14 protein-coding genes are annotated in these 15,655 nt (G+C 60.7%); all 14 read right to left on the bottom strand.

Annotated features, from left to right (window positions below):
* Window positions 1-20: 20 nt before the first annotated feature.
* Window positions 21-494: an acetyl-CoA carboxylase biotin carboxyl carrier protein gene (gene accB, locus K7R21_RS02640; protein ID WP_224981745.1), complete on the bottom strand. Its 474-nt coding sequence runs from the start codon at window positions 492-494 to the stop codon at window positions 21-23.
* A 76-nt stretch (window positions 495-570) separates the two neighbouring features.
* On the bottom strand, window positions 571-1,638 hold the full coding sequence (locus tag K7R21_RS02635; RefSeq protein WP_224981744.1) for an aminopeptidase P family protein: 1,068 nt from the start codon (window positions 1,636-1,638) through the stop codon (window positions 571-573).
* A gap of 21 nt (window positions 1,639-1,659) precedes the next feature.
* Window positions 1,660-2,094 (bottom strand): type II 3-dehydroquinate dehydratase, encoded by a 435-nt coding sequence (gene aroQ, locus K7R21_RS02630; RefSeq protein WP_224983396.1) that lies wholly within the window; start codon window positions 2,092-2,094, stop codon window positions 1,660-1,662.
* A gap of 5 nt (window positions 2,095-2,099) precedes the next feature.
* Window positions 2,100-2,459, bottom strand: a complete 360-nt coding sequence (locus K7R21_RS02625; RefSeq protein ID WP_224981743.1) for a roadblock/LC7 domain-containing protein — start codon at window positions 2,457-2,459, stop codon at window positions 2,100-2,102.
* The gene (locus K7R21_RS02620) at window positions 2,449-3,603 is read right to left on the bottom strand and encodes a tetratricopeptide repeat protein (RefSeq protein WP_224981742.1); all 1,155 of its coding nucleotides are present in this window, start codon (window positions 3,601-3,603) and stop codon (window positions 2,449-2,451) included. The genes K7R21_RS02625 and K7R21_RS02620 overlap by 11 nt, the downstream gene beginning before the upstream one ends.
* 9 nt (window positions 3,604-3,612) lie before the next feature.
* Window positions 3,613-4,692 (bottom strand): 3-dehydroquinate synthase, encoded by a 1,080-nt coding sequence (gene aroB, locus K7R21_RS02615; protein ID WP_224981741.1) that lies wholly within the window; start codon window positions 4,690-4,692, stop codon window positions 3,613-3,615.
* Entirely contained in the window at window positions 4,689-5,207 is a 519-nt protein-coding gene (locus K7R21_RS02610) for a shikimate kinase (RefSeq protein ID WP_224981740.1), read from the bottom strand. Before K7R21_RS02610 ends, aroB begins: the two co-directional genes overlap by 4 nt.
* 63 nt (window positions 5,208-5,270) lie before the next feature.
* Complete coding sequence (aroC, locus tag K7R21_RS02605) at window positions 5,271-6,452, bottom strand: chorismate synthase (protein WP_224981739.1); 1,182 nt, start codon at window positions 6,450-6,452, stop codon at window positions 5,271-5,273.
* Window positions 6,453-6,614: 162 nt separating this feature from the next.
* Window positions 6,615-6,917 carry a disulfide isomerase DsbC N-terminal domain-containing protein gene (locus K7R21_RS02600; RefSeq protein ID WP_224981738.1) on the bottom strand — a complete coding sequence of 101 codons (303 nt, stop codon included), beginning with the start codon at window positions 6,915-6,917 and terminating at the stop codon, window positions 6,615-6,617.
* A gap of 33 nt (window positions 6,918-6,950) precedes the next feature.
* Window positions 6,951-11,084: a beta strand repeat-containing protein gene (locus K7R21_RS02595; RefSeq protein ID WP_224981737.1), complete on the bottom strand. Its 4,134-nt coding sequence runs from the start codon at window positions 11,082-11,084 to the stop codon at window positions 6,951-6,953.
* Window positions 11,085-11,132: 48 nt separating this feature from the next.
* Complete coding sequence (locus K7R21_RS02590) at window positions 11,133-11,714, bottom strand: hypothetical protein (protein WP_224981736.1); 582 nt, start codon at window positions 11,712-11,714, stop codon at window positions 11,133-11,135.
* Window positions 11,715-11,723: 9 nt separating this feature from the next.
* On the bottom strand, window positions 11,724-14,483 hold the full coding sequence (gene pilQ / locus K7R21_RS02585; RefSeq protein ID WP_224981735.1) for a type IV pilus secretin family protein: 2,760 nt from the start codon (window positions 14,481-14,483) through the stop codon (window positions 11,724-11,726).
* A 12-nt stretch (window positions 14,484-14,495) separates the two neighbouring features.
* Entirely contained in the window at window positions 14,496-15,044 is a 549-nt protein-coding gene (locus K7R21_RS02580; protein ID WP_224981734.1) for a pilus assembly protein PilP, read from the bottom strand.
* Complete coding sequence (pilO, locus tag K7R21_RS02575) at window positions 15,019-15,624, bottom strand: type IV pilus inner membrane component PilO (RefSeq protein WP_224981733.1); 606 nt, start codon at window positions 15,622-15,624, stop codon at window positions 15,019-15,021. The genes K7R21_RS02580 and pilO overlap by 26 nt, the downstream gene beginning before the upstream one ends.
* Window positions 15,625-15,655: the final 31 nt, after the last annotated feature.

Genomic DNA, 15,655 nt, shown 5'->3' with positions numbered 1-15,655 from the left:
TGAGGTTATCTCAATCTGCCTTAAAGCTTCTCCACCACGAACAGGGTGTCGCCGTACTCGACCGGCTGCGCGTTCTCCTTGCAGATCTTCACGATCTTGCACTTGAACTCGGCCTCGATCTCGTTCATGAGCTTCATCGCCTCGACGATGCAGAGGACCTGCCCCTTCTCGACGATCTGGCCGACTTCCACGAAGGGAGCGGCGTCCGGAGCCGGAGCGCGGTAGAAGGTGCCGACGATGGGGGAGGTGAGCACGTCGCCCTGCTCTTTCTCGGCAGCAGCCGGGGCGGCAGCGGCGGGAGCGGCAGCCGGAGCTGCGGCAGCGACGGGAGCGGCCGGAGCGTACTGGTAGGCGACGGGCGCCTGCATCTGGAACTGGGGCGCGCTGCAGCCCCTCTTGATGACTACCTTGTCATCGGCGTTCTCCAGCTCGAACTCGGTGATGTCGGTCTCCGTTACCATCTTGATCAGCATCTTCAGGTCTTTTATATCCACATCATTCTCCTTTTCTTCACGTTATTGCATGGTTAAAGGCCTACCGATCGACGCCGGACAGGCCCGCCTAAAACTCTTAGAGGATCATCAATTCCTTGGGTACCCTGGTGATGGGCCGGCAGCAGTTCTGCTCGACCACCACGGTGTCCTCGATGCGGACTCCGCCCCACCCGGGGATATAGATCCCGGGCTCGATGGTGAACACCATCCCCTCCCGGATCACGTGCTTGCTGCGCGGCGAGGCCGTCGGGTGTTCATGGATGTCGATGCCGACCCCGTGTCCGAGTCCGTGCCCGAAATATTCGCCGAATCCTTTTGCCCCGATGTAGTCGCGCGCCTTGGCATCCAGGTCGCGGAAACTCAGCCCCGGATGAACTGACTCGAGGGCCGCCCGCTGGGCCGCCAGCACCGTTTCGTACACCTCGCGCTGCTTCGCGTTGGGCTGGCCCAAGCATACTGTCACCGTCTCGTCGGAACAATAGCCGCGGTAGATGGCGCCGTAATCGATGGTGACCAACTCTCCCGCCACCAGCTTCTTCTCCGAGGCGCGGCCGTGCGGCAGGGCGCCGCGTTCACCGGAGGCGACGATGAAATCGAAGGATTTACCCTCTGCCCCTCTCTCCCGCATGGCGACTTCAAGCATCCAGGCCACTTCGCTCTCGGTCATGCCGGGCTTCAGGCGCGCCACGGTCTCCAGGAGCGCTTCGGAGGCGATCGCCGCCACCCGCTCGAGGATCTCAAGTTCGCCGGCATCCTTAACCGTCCTCAAGCCGACCATCTCCGTGTCGGCGGAAAGGTACTCGATCTCCGGCGTCCTGGCGCAAAGCTCCTGGTAGAAAGCGACTGTGGTGGAGCCGGCTTCGAAGGCCACCCTGGTCGCGCCGCTTTGCTGCAGCAATTCGACCAGCGTATCCATCCGGTTGGAAAACTCGATAACCTTCGCGCCCGTAACCTCGGCGCCAGCCTGTGAGGTGTAACGGGAGTCGGTGAGAAACCACCCGTCTTCTGGAGAGAGTAGCAGCAGCCCTTCACTGCCGGTGAACCCGGCGAGGTACCGGATGTTGCTTAAATTGAGGACCAGCAACAGATCGGCATTCAAGCGTTTCAGGCATTCTCGGGCCGCAAGGATTCTGTTACCTATCATAATTCCGTCCGTAAGACAATCTTATTTTCCCAGCCGTTTGGCAAGGGCGCGCAGCCCCAAAAGGTAGCTGTCAGGGCCGAAACCGCAGATCTGACCGACCGCTACCGGGGCTATGAAACTGTGGCTTCGAAAGGGCTCCCGGGCATGCACGTTGGAGAGGTGAACCTCGACAGCGGGAAGCGCAGTGGCGGCGATGGCATCGCGGATGGCGACGCTGGTGTGGGTGTAGGCAGCGGGGTTGATCAGGATGCCCTGGCAGGTGCCCATGGCCCCCTGAATGGCGTCTACCAGGGCGCCTTCGCTGTTACTTTGCACGATGTCCAGTTCCAGCGACAGTTGCGCCGCCAGTTCCCTGAGAGCCTGGTTGATGGTGTCCAGGGTGGCGGTACCGTAGACGCCCGGCTCCCGAATCCCGAGCAGATTCAGGTTCGGCCCGTGCAGGACCAGGATCTTCACGGCGCTCATTGCAGCGACTCCCGGAACCCCGGAGCGGAGCGTTTCAGGAGGAACCGGGCCTTGCCGAAGTTGCCGTCGGCCGGGAGCACCAGCGCCCCGAAGAAGTCTTCGCTGATGCCGCGCACGATGATGCAGCATTTCTCGGTGATGATGGAAACCTCTTCCAATTCGCCGGTCTTGAGCACACCCACCGTCCGTTTGATCTCCTTGAGCACAGAAGCGTACTCAATGGTCATGGTCTGCACGTCCAGCCCGCCGGCCTCGCGCAGGTACTCCTCGATGGCGATGCCGTCGTACCCCATGATGACCCCGCCCAAGCCGCCGCTTTCCTCGACTATCCGCTTCAGAATCTCCCTAAACCCCATCTCTTCTTCTCCTTATGTTTTCCAGCCAGCGTTGCAGCGAGTTCTCGAGGTCAGCTCCGTCCTCAGGTTCCTCCGGCGCGTGGGGCTGCTCCAACGGTGCCGCTTCCTGCTGCGCCGGCGATTCCATCCCGGCAAAAACAGCGGGGACAGCGATTTCCTCGATGCTGATGGGTACTTCCATGGCGGCGGGCGCTTCATGCGCAGCGAAGGCGGAGGGAGCAGCAGGTGCTGCGGGAACGGCAGGGACCACCGGTGTTGCGGGAGCGGCAGGTGCTGCGGCAACTGCGGCGGGGCCGGGCTCTGCCGACGGTGCCTGCTGCAACTGCTGCTGTTCTACGAGCTCATCGTGCCTGAGGCGGTACTGCTCGTTGCCAGGGTGCGCCGTGATCAGTTCCCGGTAGATGGCGAGTGCCTTGTCCAGGAACCCTTGGGACACGTACAACTCAGCCAGGGTCGCCGTAGTGAGCGGATCAGGAACGGCGGCACGGGCCTGGGCCGCGGCGGGAGCGGGCGCTTCGGCAACCTCCTCTAGGTCTTCGATGGCCCAGATATCGTCCGCTGCCTCGGTAGCAGGCGGTGCGGCTGCCGGGGACGACGGGGCCGGCGCTGGCGAAGGCGCGGTGGCTATCTCTGCCTCCGATTCCTCATCGAGCACCTCCAGGTCCTCAATGATCTCAAGGTCTTCGAGCACTTCCTCTTCGGCCGCCCCAGCGGGGGGAATGGCTGGAGCAGAACCGATCGAGCTTAAGAGCATGCTGCTCTCCAAATCTTCGGGGTCTTGCGCCAGCACTTCTCCCAGTACCTGGCGGGCAAGCGTCAACTCGCCGAGCTCGACGTAGAGCTGGCTCAGCACCTTCATGGCCTGGATGTGATCCGGTTTGAGGGCGATGGCCCTTTCCAGGGCCTGCCGCGCCTCCGGAGTCATCCCTTTCGCGTAGCAGGCGTTGCCCAAGGCGACGAAACCAAGCGCATATTCCGGGTGCGCGGTGCAACCTTTCTGGGCCACGGAGACGGCATCATCCAGAAGGCCGAGCTTCCGATACAGGTCGGAGAGCGGTGCGAAGCAGAGCGATTTTGCATCCGCTGCCAGCATGTCTTCGTAACGCTGAATCTCAGTCCAAAACGACAACGCGTCCTCTACCATGTCACGCTCCTATGCGCAGATCTCAAGCAGTACTTTGAGGTCGGTGACCCGTTCCATCTTGTAGGCGCCGATGCCGCGGTTGCAGATGAAGAGCAACCCCTTGTCGCGCACCTTCTTGTCGTGGGAGAGAGCCTCCACGTAGTGCTCCGACGGGAACGCGGGGAGCTCGGCGGGGAGCCCCAGCGCGGCGATGAGCGCCTCGATCCGGTCCCGGTCGTTCTGGCTACAGAAACCGAACCGCTGCGAGATCTTCGCCGCCTGCACCATGCCGATGGCCACGGCCTCACCGTGCAGGAACGTGGTGTATTCGGTAAGGGTCTCCACGGCGTGCCCCAGGGTATGGCCGTAGTTAAGCACCGCGCGTACCCCACCTTCCCTCTCGTCAACCGCCACCACCTTGGCCTTGATGGAGCAACTGCGGGCAACGGCCTCGATAAGGGCTTCCTTGTCACGCGCCAGCAGCGCCGCGACGTTCGCCTCAAGGAACGTGAAGAAGTCGCCGTCCAGCACGGCGCCGTACTTGACAATCTCACCCAAACCGGCGCGGAATTCCCGCTCCGGCAGCGTATCCAGCGTCATCACGTCGATCAAAACCGCCTTGGGCTGGTAGAATGCGCCGATCAGGTTCTTGCCGCGGGGGTGGTTGATGCCGGTCTTGCCTCCTACGCTGGAGTCGACCTGGGATAAAAGCGTGGTGGGAAGCTGCACGAAAGGGATACCGCGCAGGTAACTGGCCGCAGCAAAGCCGGCCATGTCCCCGATCACCCCGCCACCCAAAGCAAGGATGAAGGAGCCGCGATCAAGCGAGGCGTCCACGAGTGCATCGTAGATCTGGTTCAGCGTGGCGCTGTTCTTGTACGACTCACCGTCGGGAAGCGATACCAGGAGCACCTGGTACCCGGCTGCCTCCATGGCGGCGCGCACCGACTCGTAGTACAGGGGTGCGACGGTGGTATTGGAGACGACGGCAGCGGTGCCGGTCAGCCCAAGTTCGCGGCAGAGGGTGCCGATAGTGCCCAGGATACCTGCGCCAAGTTGTATGTCGTAGCTCCGCTCTCCAAGAGCCACTTTTATCTGTTGGACGTTCACAAAGACCCCTTACAGTACTCAAGTACCTGTTCGGCAACCACAGCGATCTCCTTGCCAGTGGTGTCGATACGGACGTCTGCATCGGCATAAAACTGCTCGCGGCCATCCAGCATGCTGCGGATCCTCGACAACGATGCGTCGTCCGCCAGTAATGGTCGCTCGCTGTCGCCGCTCACACGCTGCGCGATGGTTTCCACGGTCGCGGTGAGGTTCACGATGCAGCCGTGGCTGCGCATCACAGCCCGATTGGCGGACGCGATCACCACGCCGCCGCCGGTGGAGACGACCTGACCCGATCCCGACGCGACCCGTGCCAGGATTTGGGTCTCCAGTTCGCGGAAGGCGGGTTCGCCATCCTGGGCGAAGATGTCCTTGATGCTGCGCCCGGCCGCATCGACGATGGCCTGGTCGAGGTCGACGAAGGACCAGTTAAGCCGCTGCGCCAGCAGCCGTCCAACGCTGGTCTTGCCGCATCCCATGAAGCCGGTGAGAAAGATGTTTTGAAAACTACTCATAAATACCTGGTTCCCTCGCCCTCTGGGAGAGAGGGGGTACAGAAGGTGTGGAGCGGCCGATCTCTAGAACTCTCGCAGGTATTCGATGTAGGACGAGTAGTTCCTGGCAGTTTCGGCCACCGAATCCCCGCCGAATTTTTCCATGAAGGCATTAACGATCTCGACTGCAACCACGGCCTCTGCAACAACCGATGCCGCGGGGACCGCACAGCAGTCCGAACGCTCGACGGTCGCTTCGAACGGCTCCTTGGTCAGGATGTCGACTGACTTGAGGGGCGTGTACAGGGTCGGGATCGGCTTCATGGCACCGTACACAACGATCTCCTCGCCGTTGGTGATACCGCCCTCGAGTCCGCCGGCGCGGTTGGTGTTGCGGTAAAAGCCGGTCTTCTCACCACGGGCCACGCGCTGCTCGTCGAAGTAGATCTCGTCGTGCACCTGGGAGCCCGGGAGCCGTGCGGTCTCGAACCCCGCGCCGATTTCCACACCCTTGAAGGCCTGGATGCTCATCACGGCGGCGGCCAGACGCGCATCCAGCCTGCGATCCCACTGCACGTGGCTGCCAAGCCCAACCGGGATGCCGGTCACTCTGACCTCGACCACGCCACCAAGAGTATCGCCAGCGGCCTTGGCGCGATCGATGGCTTCTACCATCTCGCCCCCGGCCTTAGCGTCATAGGTGTAGACCGGCGAAGAAGCGATGGCATCCTGGAGCGCCTTCACGGAAAGATCAGGACGCTCCGCCTTAACTCCGCCCAACTCCACAACGCAACCGGTCACGGCGATACCGAAACGGGCCAGGTAAGCCTTGGCTACCGCCCCTACCGCGACACGGACTGCAGTTTCCCGGGCGCTGGAGCGCTCGAGGATGTTGCGCACGTCGTTGTGGGCATACTTCATGGCCCCAGGAAGGTCGGCATGTCCGGGCCGGGCGCGGGTAACACGGATGGAATCGTCGCGGTGCTCGGGATTCACCGACATGCGCTGTTCCCAGTTCACCCAGTCTGAATTTTCCACGACCAAGGTAATCGGGGACCCCAGGGTCTCGCCCCAGCGCACGCCGGAGCGGATGCTGGCACGGTCGGTCTCTATCTTCATGCGGCCGCCACGGCCATACCCACCCTGCCGGCGCAAAAGATCCGCGTTGATGTCGCTTTCGCTGAGCTTGAGCCCAGAGGGGAGCCCTTCTATGATGGCGGTCAACTGCGGGCCATGCGATTCACCCGCGGTAAGGTATCTGAACATGCATACTCCTCGTCTTCTAGTTCACGCATCCGGTCTTTACCACTTCGCCTGCGGTTCGCAGCGGATATTAGCAGCAAATCATGCCGCAGGCAAAATAATATAACCAGATAAACGAAAGCCAGGATCATCCTGGCTTTCGGCACAACGCTAATGTGGTTACAGTTACTTGTTCTGGAATTTTTTCAGGGTGTCCTCGGTAAGGTTTGCCTTGGTCTGGGCCGACATGATGCTACCGGAAAAAATGTACTGGCATTTCTTATCGACGTAGAAGACTACCGGCTGTTTCTTGACGCTGACGACCACTTCGTAGAGGCCCGCGTAATCCTTCTCCGAGATCTGCAGCACCTCGAAATCCATCGGGATGAACTTCTTTATTGTTTCCTGGACCTGCTCCTTGGCGGGTGCCTTGGAGCAGGCCGTAACGGTCAAAGCTACGAAGCAAAGAACCAACAACTTCTTTAACATCTAGTACTCCTGAATCTACTTTTCCTGTTAATGCTAGTGCTGTACGTTCTCCCTGGTCGGCACCGCCATGCGCAGGTTGCGCAGGCGATAGAAGAGCACCCCAACCGGGAGGAGCAGCAGGGCCAGCGGATATTTCACCGCAAAGATGAGCGGGGTGAGCGCCCAGCGGGTCAGCATCCTCAGGACGCCATGCTCATAGATGAAGTCCGCGATCGGCGGGCTGTGCTTGTAGTAGAACGCGACGAAGGCACGGCCCGGTACGGACTTGAGCAGCACGTTGTCGCGGAAGTGCCTGAGCACAACGACCTGCGGATCGAGGTAGCTGCCGTATGCCGCGGTAGCGATGAAGCAACCGCTCTTGCCTGCGGAGGATGTCGGCGGTGTGTTAGTGCCGGTATCGCCGCCGCCGCTGGGCGTATCCACGCTGCCAACCACGATCGGATCCTGGATGTGACCGAGGGTGGGGTCGGAGTCCTGCGTGTCGTCGTTATCCTTGACAGCGAAAGTGACCGTGTTGCCGTTACGGACAACGGGAGTGATCTTGGTCCATGTCGTGCCGACCACCTTGTAGAATACCGGGTTGGCGGGGAGCGTGTTGTAGGTGACGTCGACGTTGACGGTGCCGCTGGGCTGCACGTTGTCGAGTCGGACGCCGATTACGGAGCTGATGGTGAAGTTGGTGGCAGCCACGGTCGCCGGCATGGAAGAGGCAACCAGCACGGGGTCAACGGTCGCGTATGCTATGGTCGTGGTCCCGGTAGTACCGGTGGTGCCGTTAACAGCGGCAACGGAACTGACACCGAAGCCGGTAAGGGTCAGCGGGTAGACGCTGCCGTTACTGTCGGTGATATTCAAGGTGGCGTTGTAGTTCTTAACCGTTTGCGGGTTGAACAGTATCGTCACCGGCAGCGACTGGCCGCTGGCAAGGGTGTAATTTTGCTGGGCGCTGGCCAGGAAGGCGCTGGCATCGGTCGTCGCCACTGAAGCAATAGTGATCGGAGTGGCGCCATTGTTTTTCAACATGATAGTGGAAGCTGCAGTAGTGCTACCAGTCAGCTTGCCGCCGAAAGCATAGGAGGTGGTCTGGGTACCTGCACCGTCGGTGTAGATGATCGAACTGGACGAAACGCCCGGAGTGTTGACGGTGATGGTCAGCAGCTTGGTGACCAGCGTGCCGTCGTTGTCCTTCAATTGGGCGATGAAGTCGTAATCGCCTGCGCCGGAGGCCGTACCGCTCAAAACGCCGTTAGCGAGGGTGATTCCCGGCGGCAGGTTGCCGGATATGGACCAGGTGTAGGGCCTGGTACCGCCGCTGCCAACGAGCTGCTGCAGGTAGGTCAAACCGCTGGTGACCGGGGGAAGAGATGCGGTGGTGATCGACAGCGTCGGGTTGACAAGAATGCTTAGGGCGCGCGAGGCAGTTGCGCCGGTACCGTCGGTGACCTGAACGGTGAAAAGGGCGGTGCCTGTTCCGGTCGGGATACCGGTGATATCGCCGGTGCTGGGGTCGAGCTGGAGGCCAGGCGGCAGAGTGCCGTTGGTGATCGACCAGGCGTAGGACGGCGTGCCACCCACCTTGACCAGTTTCTGAGTGTAGTCATTGCCGACAACGACCGGCGGAAGGCTGCTGGTGGTGATCGAAAGGGCCGGGTTAACGGTCATGCTGATGGTCTTGGTGGCCGTGTAGGTCTTGTTGGCGACGGTGTCGGTATAGGTGGCCAAAACCGTAATGGTGTTGGTACCGGCAAAGACCGGACCGGTTGCCGTGGAGGTGATGCTGCCGTCTGCGGCGAGCAAGAGTCCCTGGGGTACCGAGCCAACTGCACTCCAGGTGACGCTGCTCTTCGGAAGGGTGACTCCGCCGATGGATGCGGTGAGCTGATCGGAGTAACCAGGGTTTCCCTGGGTCCAAGCCTTCAAAGTGGTGTTGTTGACGGTGAGCGACGTGACGTTCATGGTGAAGGTCTTAGTCGCCTTGGTACCGGCGTTGTCGGTGACGGATACCGTGAAGGTATAGGACGGGAGTGCCGCCGCGTCAACGGTGCCGGTGATGGCACCGGTGCTGCTGTTCAGGCTGAGACCAGTGGGGAGCGAGCCGTTCGTGACAGTCCAGCTGCTGTAGGGAATCACGCCGCCGTTGGCTGCCAGAGTGGTTCCGATATATACCTGGCCGGCGGTCGCGTCCGGCAGGGATGTGCTGGCGATGGAAAGCGGCTGGGTGCCGGTGCCGGCGCCAGAGAGGTAGATCACGGCCTGGCCGCCGTCGGAGTTGAACACCAGCTTGTAGTTGTTGGACGAGTTGCCGGAGTAGGAGCCGGCGCCAGTCGGCGAGAAACGAACGGTCATGTCCGCGCTGCTGCCGGGATTGATGGTTACCGGTTTCGGTGTAGTCAGCGAGAACGGCGACGCAGGGTCGGAGATCGACTCGATGGTCAGCTGGGTGTTGCCGTCGTTGCGAACCTTGAAGTTCCAGTCTGCATAGGGAGTCGCGCTGGCGATGTCGACGTTGCCGAAGTCATGCGAGCCGGTAAGAACAGGTACATCGTTGCTGTCGGTGATCACCAACTGGGGCAGTGCGGAGAATTCAAGGAGCTGCCCGTAGATGTCGGAGTTGCTGAGGGCGCGGCCGTCCTTCCAAACCACGAAGAACTTCCTGAAGTTGACATCGCCGAAGGCGACAGCCGGCGCAAGCTGGTTGCCGGTAGCTACGGTGACGATGGAGTAGCCGCCGGAGAGGTTGCCGGTCGGGTCGACGAATTGGCCGTAGAGATCGATGTTGCTCAGGTTGGCGCTCTGGTTACGGGCGTCTTCCCACACAACCAGGAAGCGCTGGTTGACGTTGTCGAACGCGCACACCGGCGCTGACTGGTCGCCGATCGCGTCAGACACGGTGATCCGGTTGCCGTAGGTGGTGAAACCGGAGAGGTCCATGAGTTGGGCCTGGATGTTTTTGCCGGTGGTGCTGCCGCCGTTGTTGTCCTCCCAAGCCACCAGCAGCCTGTTGGTATTCGGATCGACGGCAAGGGTCGGGTTGGTAGCGCTGAAGGTGGCAGTGCCGAAGCTCATGTCGGTTACGAAGCCGAGCCCCTGGTTCCTGCGCAGCTTGATCTTGGTCGGAGCATCATCATTCGGAGTCGTGGTAAAGACGACGCTCTGGAAGGTAGCGGTGGTAACCGGGGGCGGCCCAGTGGTGGTGGTCTTGGTATAGGTGATGGTCAGTTTCACGGTACTGGCTGCACCACTCCACGCGACGAACACCTCGCCGGTGATGGGGCTGAAGGCGAGTTTGGGGTGAGCCTCGTTCAGATTTACCAACCAGGTGTCGGTGATGGCGGAACCGCTGTCGGTGACAGACCCGGTTCTGACCGCTCGGGAGACGGACTGCAAGTTGCCCGTGGCGGCGGTGAGAGGATCTACTTCGATGGTGCGCACAAGGTTGTTGTCCGCCATGGGCACCGGTATATGACCAACCGTGATGGAGCTGACGGTGCCAGCCGGGGTGTAGGTGACGTCGTTGGCGTGGTTGGCATCCGTGTCATATATGGAAGTGTCTATCCAGGCAACCACGAACTTCTTGGTGACATCGTTGTAAATGAGGTCCGGATCATTCTGGTTGATGTCGACGTTGGCTGTGTGGGTCGAGATCGCGAAATTGCCGCCGATCAGCGCGCCGGTCATGCTGACGAACTGGCCGTAGATCTGGCCATAGCCGTTACGGGAGTCGGTCCAGACCACCAGGTACCTGCTGTTATTGGCAGGATCAGTAGGGTCCTGGTAGAAAGCGACCTTGGGCTGGGACTTGTTGCCGGCCACCGCGGTAATGGCGAAGTTCACCGGGTTGGCAGCCATCGAGGTCACGTTGCCGGTGACCCCCTGCCCCAAAGAATCCGACCCGACGCTGATAGCGCCGTAGATCTGCTGGCCGTTCCTGCTGTCAACGAAAACAGTCAGGTAGCGGTTATGGGTAACCGTGTCGTATGCCACCGCCGGTTGGGACTGGTCGGTGGGATCGCTGGTAACCTGGAAGTCATTGGCCAGGACCTTGCCCGTAGTCTTACCACCAATCGCGGCAGTACCGGAAACCTTCCCCGTGTCCCCCGAACAACTGAGCATGACCGCGCAGACGAGCAACAGCAGTGCCCAGTAACCTTTTTTCAAGAAGTTCATTTCACACCCCTTCATAACCCTTTGTTGCAAGGGCCCTTGTTACGATTGTTAGATACTGTCGGCGACATCGAGGTTGGTTTTGGCGATGACCGATTTGACGTTGCCGTTGCCGCCAGGTTCAGAAACTTCAAAGATGATGTCGACGTAGTATTTGAAGGTGGTTGCTGTGCAGACGGGCATCGCCTGGGTGGCACGGCCCATGAGCAGAATTTTCTGGTCACGGGTGAGGATCGGCACCGGTATCTTGACGGTGGCGTTCGGTGCAACCAACTGGCTGTAGTTGATGAAGGAATCGGGCAGTGCAGGAGCAGCAGCGGTACCGCCCGGCGCCGGCGTGTAATGGACGGTAATCTTGCTTATGGCAAGGTTGAGTGCGCCGCTGCTGAACTGTGCCGTGGATGTGAAATCAACATTGATGTTGTCAGTCTGAACGGTACCGCCGGAGGAAACGCCAGCGGAACAGGTGTTCCCGGTAAGAATGTCAGACTCAAAGGAGTTGGTCTCCGCCGTCGCGGTTGCGTTGACAGTAGTGAATTCCCCAATTCCCCCCCCGACATCGCCACCGCCGCATGAGGTCAGGGCGACGGCTGAACACAGAAGGCAAAACACCAGTGAAAACTTTTTCAGCATAGATTCTCCTTAAATAACAATCTTCGGCGTAATGAAGATGAGCAGTTCTGTCTTGGTCTTCTGCTTGGAGTTGGATTTGAACAACCAGCCAAGCAGCGGGATATCAGCGAGGAAAGGAACGCCGGTGTCGGTCTCGGTTTCGTTGTCGACGTAGATGCCGCCGATGACGGTGGTGTCGCCGTTGGATACCACCAGTTCGGTGGTTGCCTCTTTCTTGTTGATCGGCGGCGGCGATCCGGCGCCGGGGGAGTTGTTGCTCGCCTTGATCTTCATGCTGACGGAACCGTCGGCGGTGATATGCGGGGTTACCTCCAGGGTCAGGGCCGCTTCCACGAACTCGGTCTTGGTCCCCTCTGCTGAGGTGGTCTGGTACGGAATTGACTGTCCCTGGGAGATCTTGGCGGCCTTGTTGTTCAAGGTGACCACTTTCGGCGTGGATATGATCTTGACCTGGCCGATAGTGGCTGCTGCGGCAAGCCGCATATCCAGTTGGACGTTGCTGGTGAGCTTGCCGAAGGAAACACCCATCCCGATGCCGCCGGCACCGCTTGTGCCAGGCCCCGAGGTGGACACGGCGCCGCCGAACGTGGTCTCGATGTTGTTGATATTGGCAACGGACGCGGAGGAATCCTTATACCCGAACGCCCACTGCACGCCAAGGTCACGGGTGAAGGTGGAGGTTGCCTCGACGATGCGGGCCTCTATCTGGACCTGCTTTTCCGGCGTGTCGAGAGTTTTCAGCAGCGCCCTCATGTCATCGAGAGCAGGCTGGATGTCCTTCACGATCACGCGGCTGGTGCGCTCATCTTTGGTGATCACGCCGCGCTCACTCTTCATGATGTTGAACTGGGCGGCCAGGTCGCTGATGTTCGCGTAGTTAACCTCGAACACTGCAGTATGCAGCTCCATCATCCTTTCCGCGGCCTTCTTCGCAGCGGTCTCCTCGTCGGCCTGGTTCTGCATCTTGTTGCGGGGCTTGATCTGAACGATGTTGCCCTGCTGCACCATGGCGAGCCCCTTGGCTTCGAGGATCACGTCCAGTGCCTGGTCCCAGGGAACATTGACCAGCTTGATGCTGATGGTGCCGGTAACATCGTCGGCAATCAGGAAGTTCAGGTTGCTCACTTCGGCGATCAACTGGAAGATCTTCCTGATGTCGGCATCGGAGAATTCAAGGGTGACCCTCCTCCCCTTGTACACTTTTTTCACGCCCCGCTTCTCCACGTTGCCGGAAATCTCGGTCATGGGCTCTTCGGCGCGGGGGGCAGCCAACTCCTCAGCGGCCTCGGGCATCCTGGACTTCGCAGCAGGCGCCGGCGGCAGCTTGGCTGCCACGGCCGGGCCGGGGTTCACGATGTCCCAGGTAAGGACATCGCCCTTGCGGCTGGTGGTGTACTCGGGAGTCCCGTGGAGTTTGACCGCGATCTTGGTGACGTAGCCACCTTTTACCTTCACCTGGTACGGGGTCACCGAAAGTACCGGAGAACCGAATTTCGAGGTATCCATGGCGCGCTGCAGCGGCTTGGGCACCTGGCAATTGGCGATGGTCAGTGTCAGGCCCTGGGGCCCTCGCACCGGCTCACCCGGCTCACAGGTACCGTGCAGTTTCATGGAGATGCGGGAAACACCGTTGACGATCTTGAAATCCACGGCCTCGAGCGCGCCCTTCACGTTGCGCCCCGGCGGAACTTCGGTCTTCATTTTGGCGACCGGTGCAGGCGCCGGTGCCGGTGCAGCAGCCGGAGCCGGCACAGCGGCAGGTGCTGCAGCCGGGGCAGGAGCGGGCGCCGCGGCTGCGGTTGCGACTTTCCCCTTCAGCTTGATCTTCACGCCGAGGTCACTCTTGACCACCTCGAAACCAGGCAGCCCCTCGCCGGATGCATCGAGCACGACGCGTACCTTGTCGGGGGTGGAGCCGACCCGCGCGTTGGCGACACCAAAGGCGCCGATGGGGATCACGTTCTGCGACAGCGCATTTTTAACCTTGAAGAGATCGACCACGATGCGGTCGGGCTTAGCGAGCTTAAAGGAGTTGAAGGTCTCCACCCCACCCGGCACCGAGAGTTCGACGCCGTCGGCCGCGGTAATAACCGCGTTGAGCTTCGGCTGGCCACTATTGTCGGCCTCGTTTTTCGGGGCCTGGGGCGCCTTGGCAGCCGGTTTGTCGGCGGGAGCTGCGGGGGGTGCGGGGATCACCGTCTTGGCATCGCTGGCTTGAGGTGCGTCGCTTTTCGCGGCCGCATCGGCTACCAGGGTTTTCTCCTCGATGCGCGGCTCAGCGATGGGCGCCTCCTTGGTAGGGGGCTCATGCTTGGCCTCGGCCTCCCGGGGCAGACTGATCAGGAGCTTGTTCTTGCTTGCCGGATCGGTAGCCACCGAGAAATCGACATCGTGGCTGAGCACGAGGGCAACCCGGGTCAACACGCTGCCACCCACCGGCTGGCGCTCGACCTCGATCCGCTTCACGCTGCCGCGGTTGACCGCGATGGGCGAGGCAACCGCCCCGGGCTCGGTCTGCGAGATGTCGACGATGATCTTGGCCGGCTCCCCCCCCTTATACGAGGTATAGGTCAGGGGCCTGTCGCTGGTCAGTTCGACACTGGAGCCATCGTCTGACACCGTCACCGATCGAAGCGTGGCGAAAGCCGCGGCCTCGGCCTGACCGGCCTCGTTGGCGGCGGTCATCCTCTTGACGCAGCCGGTAGAAACCGTCAACAGGACGATGAGTGCCATGGCATGACAAAGAATTCTGCTCTGGTACATGGTCATCTGAAACGCTCCTTACCTTTTCTTGGCCAGCGTAAGCACGATTTTTCTGCTTTTGCCCCGACCACTCTTCTCAACAACTTCGACCGTAGACGAAGTAATACGGGAAACCCGGCCGTTGGCATTGCCAATCTGGGTACCGACCTGAACGACGTACCCCTTTCCGTTGGGGTCGATCACAAGCGCCCTGTTCTCCCTGAGCCCCGCGATGATCCCCGAAACCCTGAACTTGTTCACCTCGAAACTCTGGATCGGGAGCAGGTCAGCGACAGCAGGCACACCAGGACGAGCGCCTGACGGACTGGCAGGCGGTGGTGGCTGCGTCGAAATGAGCGGCTTGAAGGGGTCCCTCTTGAAGCTGACGGCCGCTCCCACCTTGGATGCGGACGAGAGCTGCTGCTGCACCGGAGCGGGCGGAGCGGGCGGCGCAGCCGAAGGAGCTGGTGCGGGCTTTGGCGGAGCAGGCGGAGGGGGCGCAGGAGCCTCCTCCTTCTTGCAACCGACCGAGAGCAGCAGCAACACAACCAGCAGTGTCAGGCTATTTCGGCTTGTTAGCATTGGCATTTTTACTCTCTTTGGCGTCCAGGAAGCGGAAGGTGGTCGCAAGACAATTCACCTTGAGGCTGGTGCGCCCACCGCTGTCCTTGATGTCCGAGACGCTCACGTTGTTGATGTTCACGATGCGAGGCAGCTTTCCAACGGCGACGAAGAAGTCGGCCACGTTGTAGAAGGTGCCCGAAACGGAGATGTCGACCGGAACCTCTGCGTAAAAATCTTTAGGCACTTCCGGCTTCGGCCTGAACAGGAGAAAGTCGAGACCGGCACCCTTACCCGAGTTGGAGATACTGGTCAACAGCGACGGGATCTCCTTCTGGTTGGGCAGCTCGGTCAAGGCGTTGTCAAGGTCCTTCTTGAGCTGCTCGTACTCGGCCTTGAAACGCGGCAGGTTGTTGGCGATAGCGCGGTTCTCCTGGATCTGCTTTTGCAATTCCTCGTGCCGGGTCTTGAGCCCATCCAGTTCCTGGATCTTGGGACGGAGTAGCCCGTAGTACAGTCCGGCCCCCTCAAGGAGCAACAGCAGTATCAGGATCGCGACCTTTTCTTTGGTCGGGAGCTTCAGCAATTTCTCTATCTGTGGATCCATGGCAATGCCTCTGCTTCAGCTGGTTGGTTCG

Origin of the sequence: Geomonas agri, assembly GCF_020179605.1 — a bacterium.
GTDB lineage: Bacteria > Desulfobacterota > Desulfuromonadia > Geobacterales > Geobacteraceae > Geomonas > Geomonas agri.
The sequence above is the reverse complement of the archived record's forward strand: the minus strand, read 5'-3'. Positions and strand labels throughout refer to the sequence as shown.

Excerpts from the sequence above, each read along its gene's own strand:
- K7R21_RS02580 (WP_224981734.1), bottom strand. The coding sequence starts at position 15,044 with ATGCCAATGCTAACAAGCCGAAATAGCCTGACACTGCTGGTTGTGTTG.
- K7R21_RS02625 (WP_224981743.1), bottom strand. The coding sequence starts at position 2,459 with ATGGGGTTTAGGGAGATTCTGAAGCGGATAGTCGAGGAAAGCGGCGGC.
- K7R21_RS02610 (WP_224981740.1), bottom strand. The coding sequence starts at position 5,207 with ATGAGTAGTTTTCAAAACATCTTTCTCACCGGCTTCATGGGATGCGGC.
- K7R21_RS02600 (WP_224981738.1), bottom strand. The coding sequence starts at position 6,917 with ATGTTAAAGAAGTTGTTGGTTCTTTGCTTCGTAGCTTTGACCGTTACG.
- K7R21_RS02590 (WP_224981736.1), bottom strand. The coding sequence starts at position 11,714 with ATGCTGAAAAAGTTTTCACTGGTGTTTTGCCTTCTGTGTTCAGCCGTC.
- K7R21_RS02595 (WP_224981737.1), bottom strand. The coding sequence starts at position 11,084 with ATGAACTTCTTGAAAAAAGGTTACTGGGCACTGCTGTTGCTCGTCTGC.
- pilO (WP_224981733.1), bottom strand. The coding sequence starts at position 15,624 with ATGGATCCACAGATAGAGAAATTGCTGAAGCTCCCGACCAAAGAAAAG.
- aroC (WP_224981739.1), bottom strand. The coding sequence starts at position 6,452 with ATGTTCAGATACCTTACCGCGGGTGAATCGCATGGCCCGCAGTTGACC.
- K7R21_RS02620 (WP_224981742.1), bottom strand. The coding sequence starts at position 3,603 with ATGGTAGAGGACGCGTTGTCGTTTTGGACTGAGATTCAGCGTTACGAA.
- K7R21_RS02635 (WP_224981744.1), bottom strand. The coding sequence starts at position 1,638 with ATGATAGGTAACAGAATCCTTGCGGCCCGAGAATGCCTGAAACGCTTG.
- pilQ (WP_224981735.1), bottom strand. The coding sequence starts at position 14,483 with ATGACCATGTACCAGAGCAGAATTCTTTGTCATGCCATGGCACTCATC.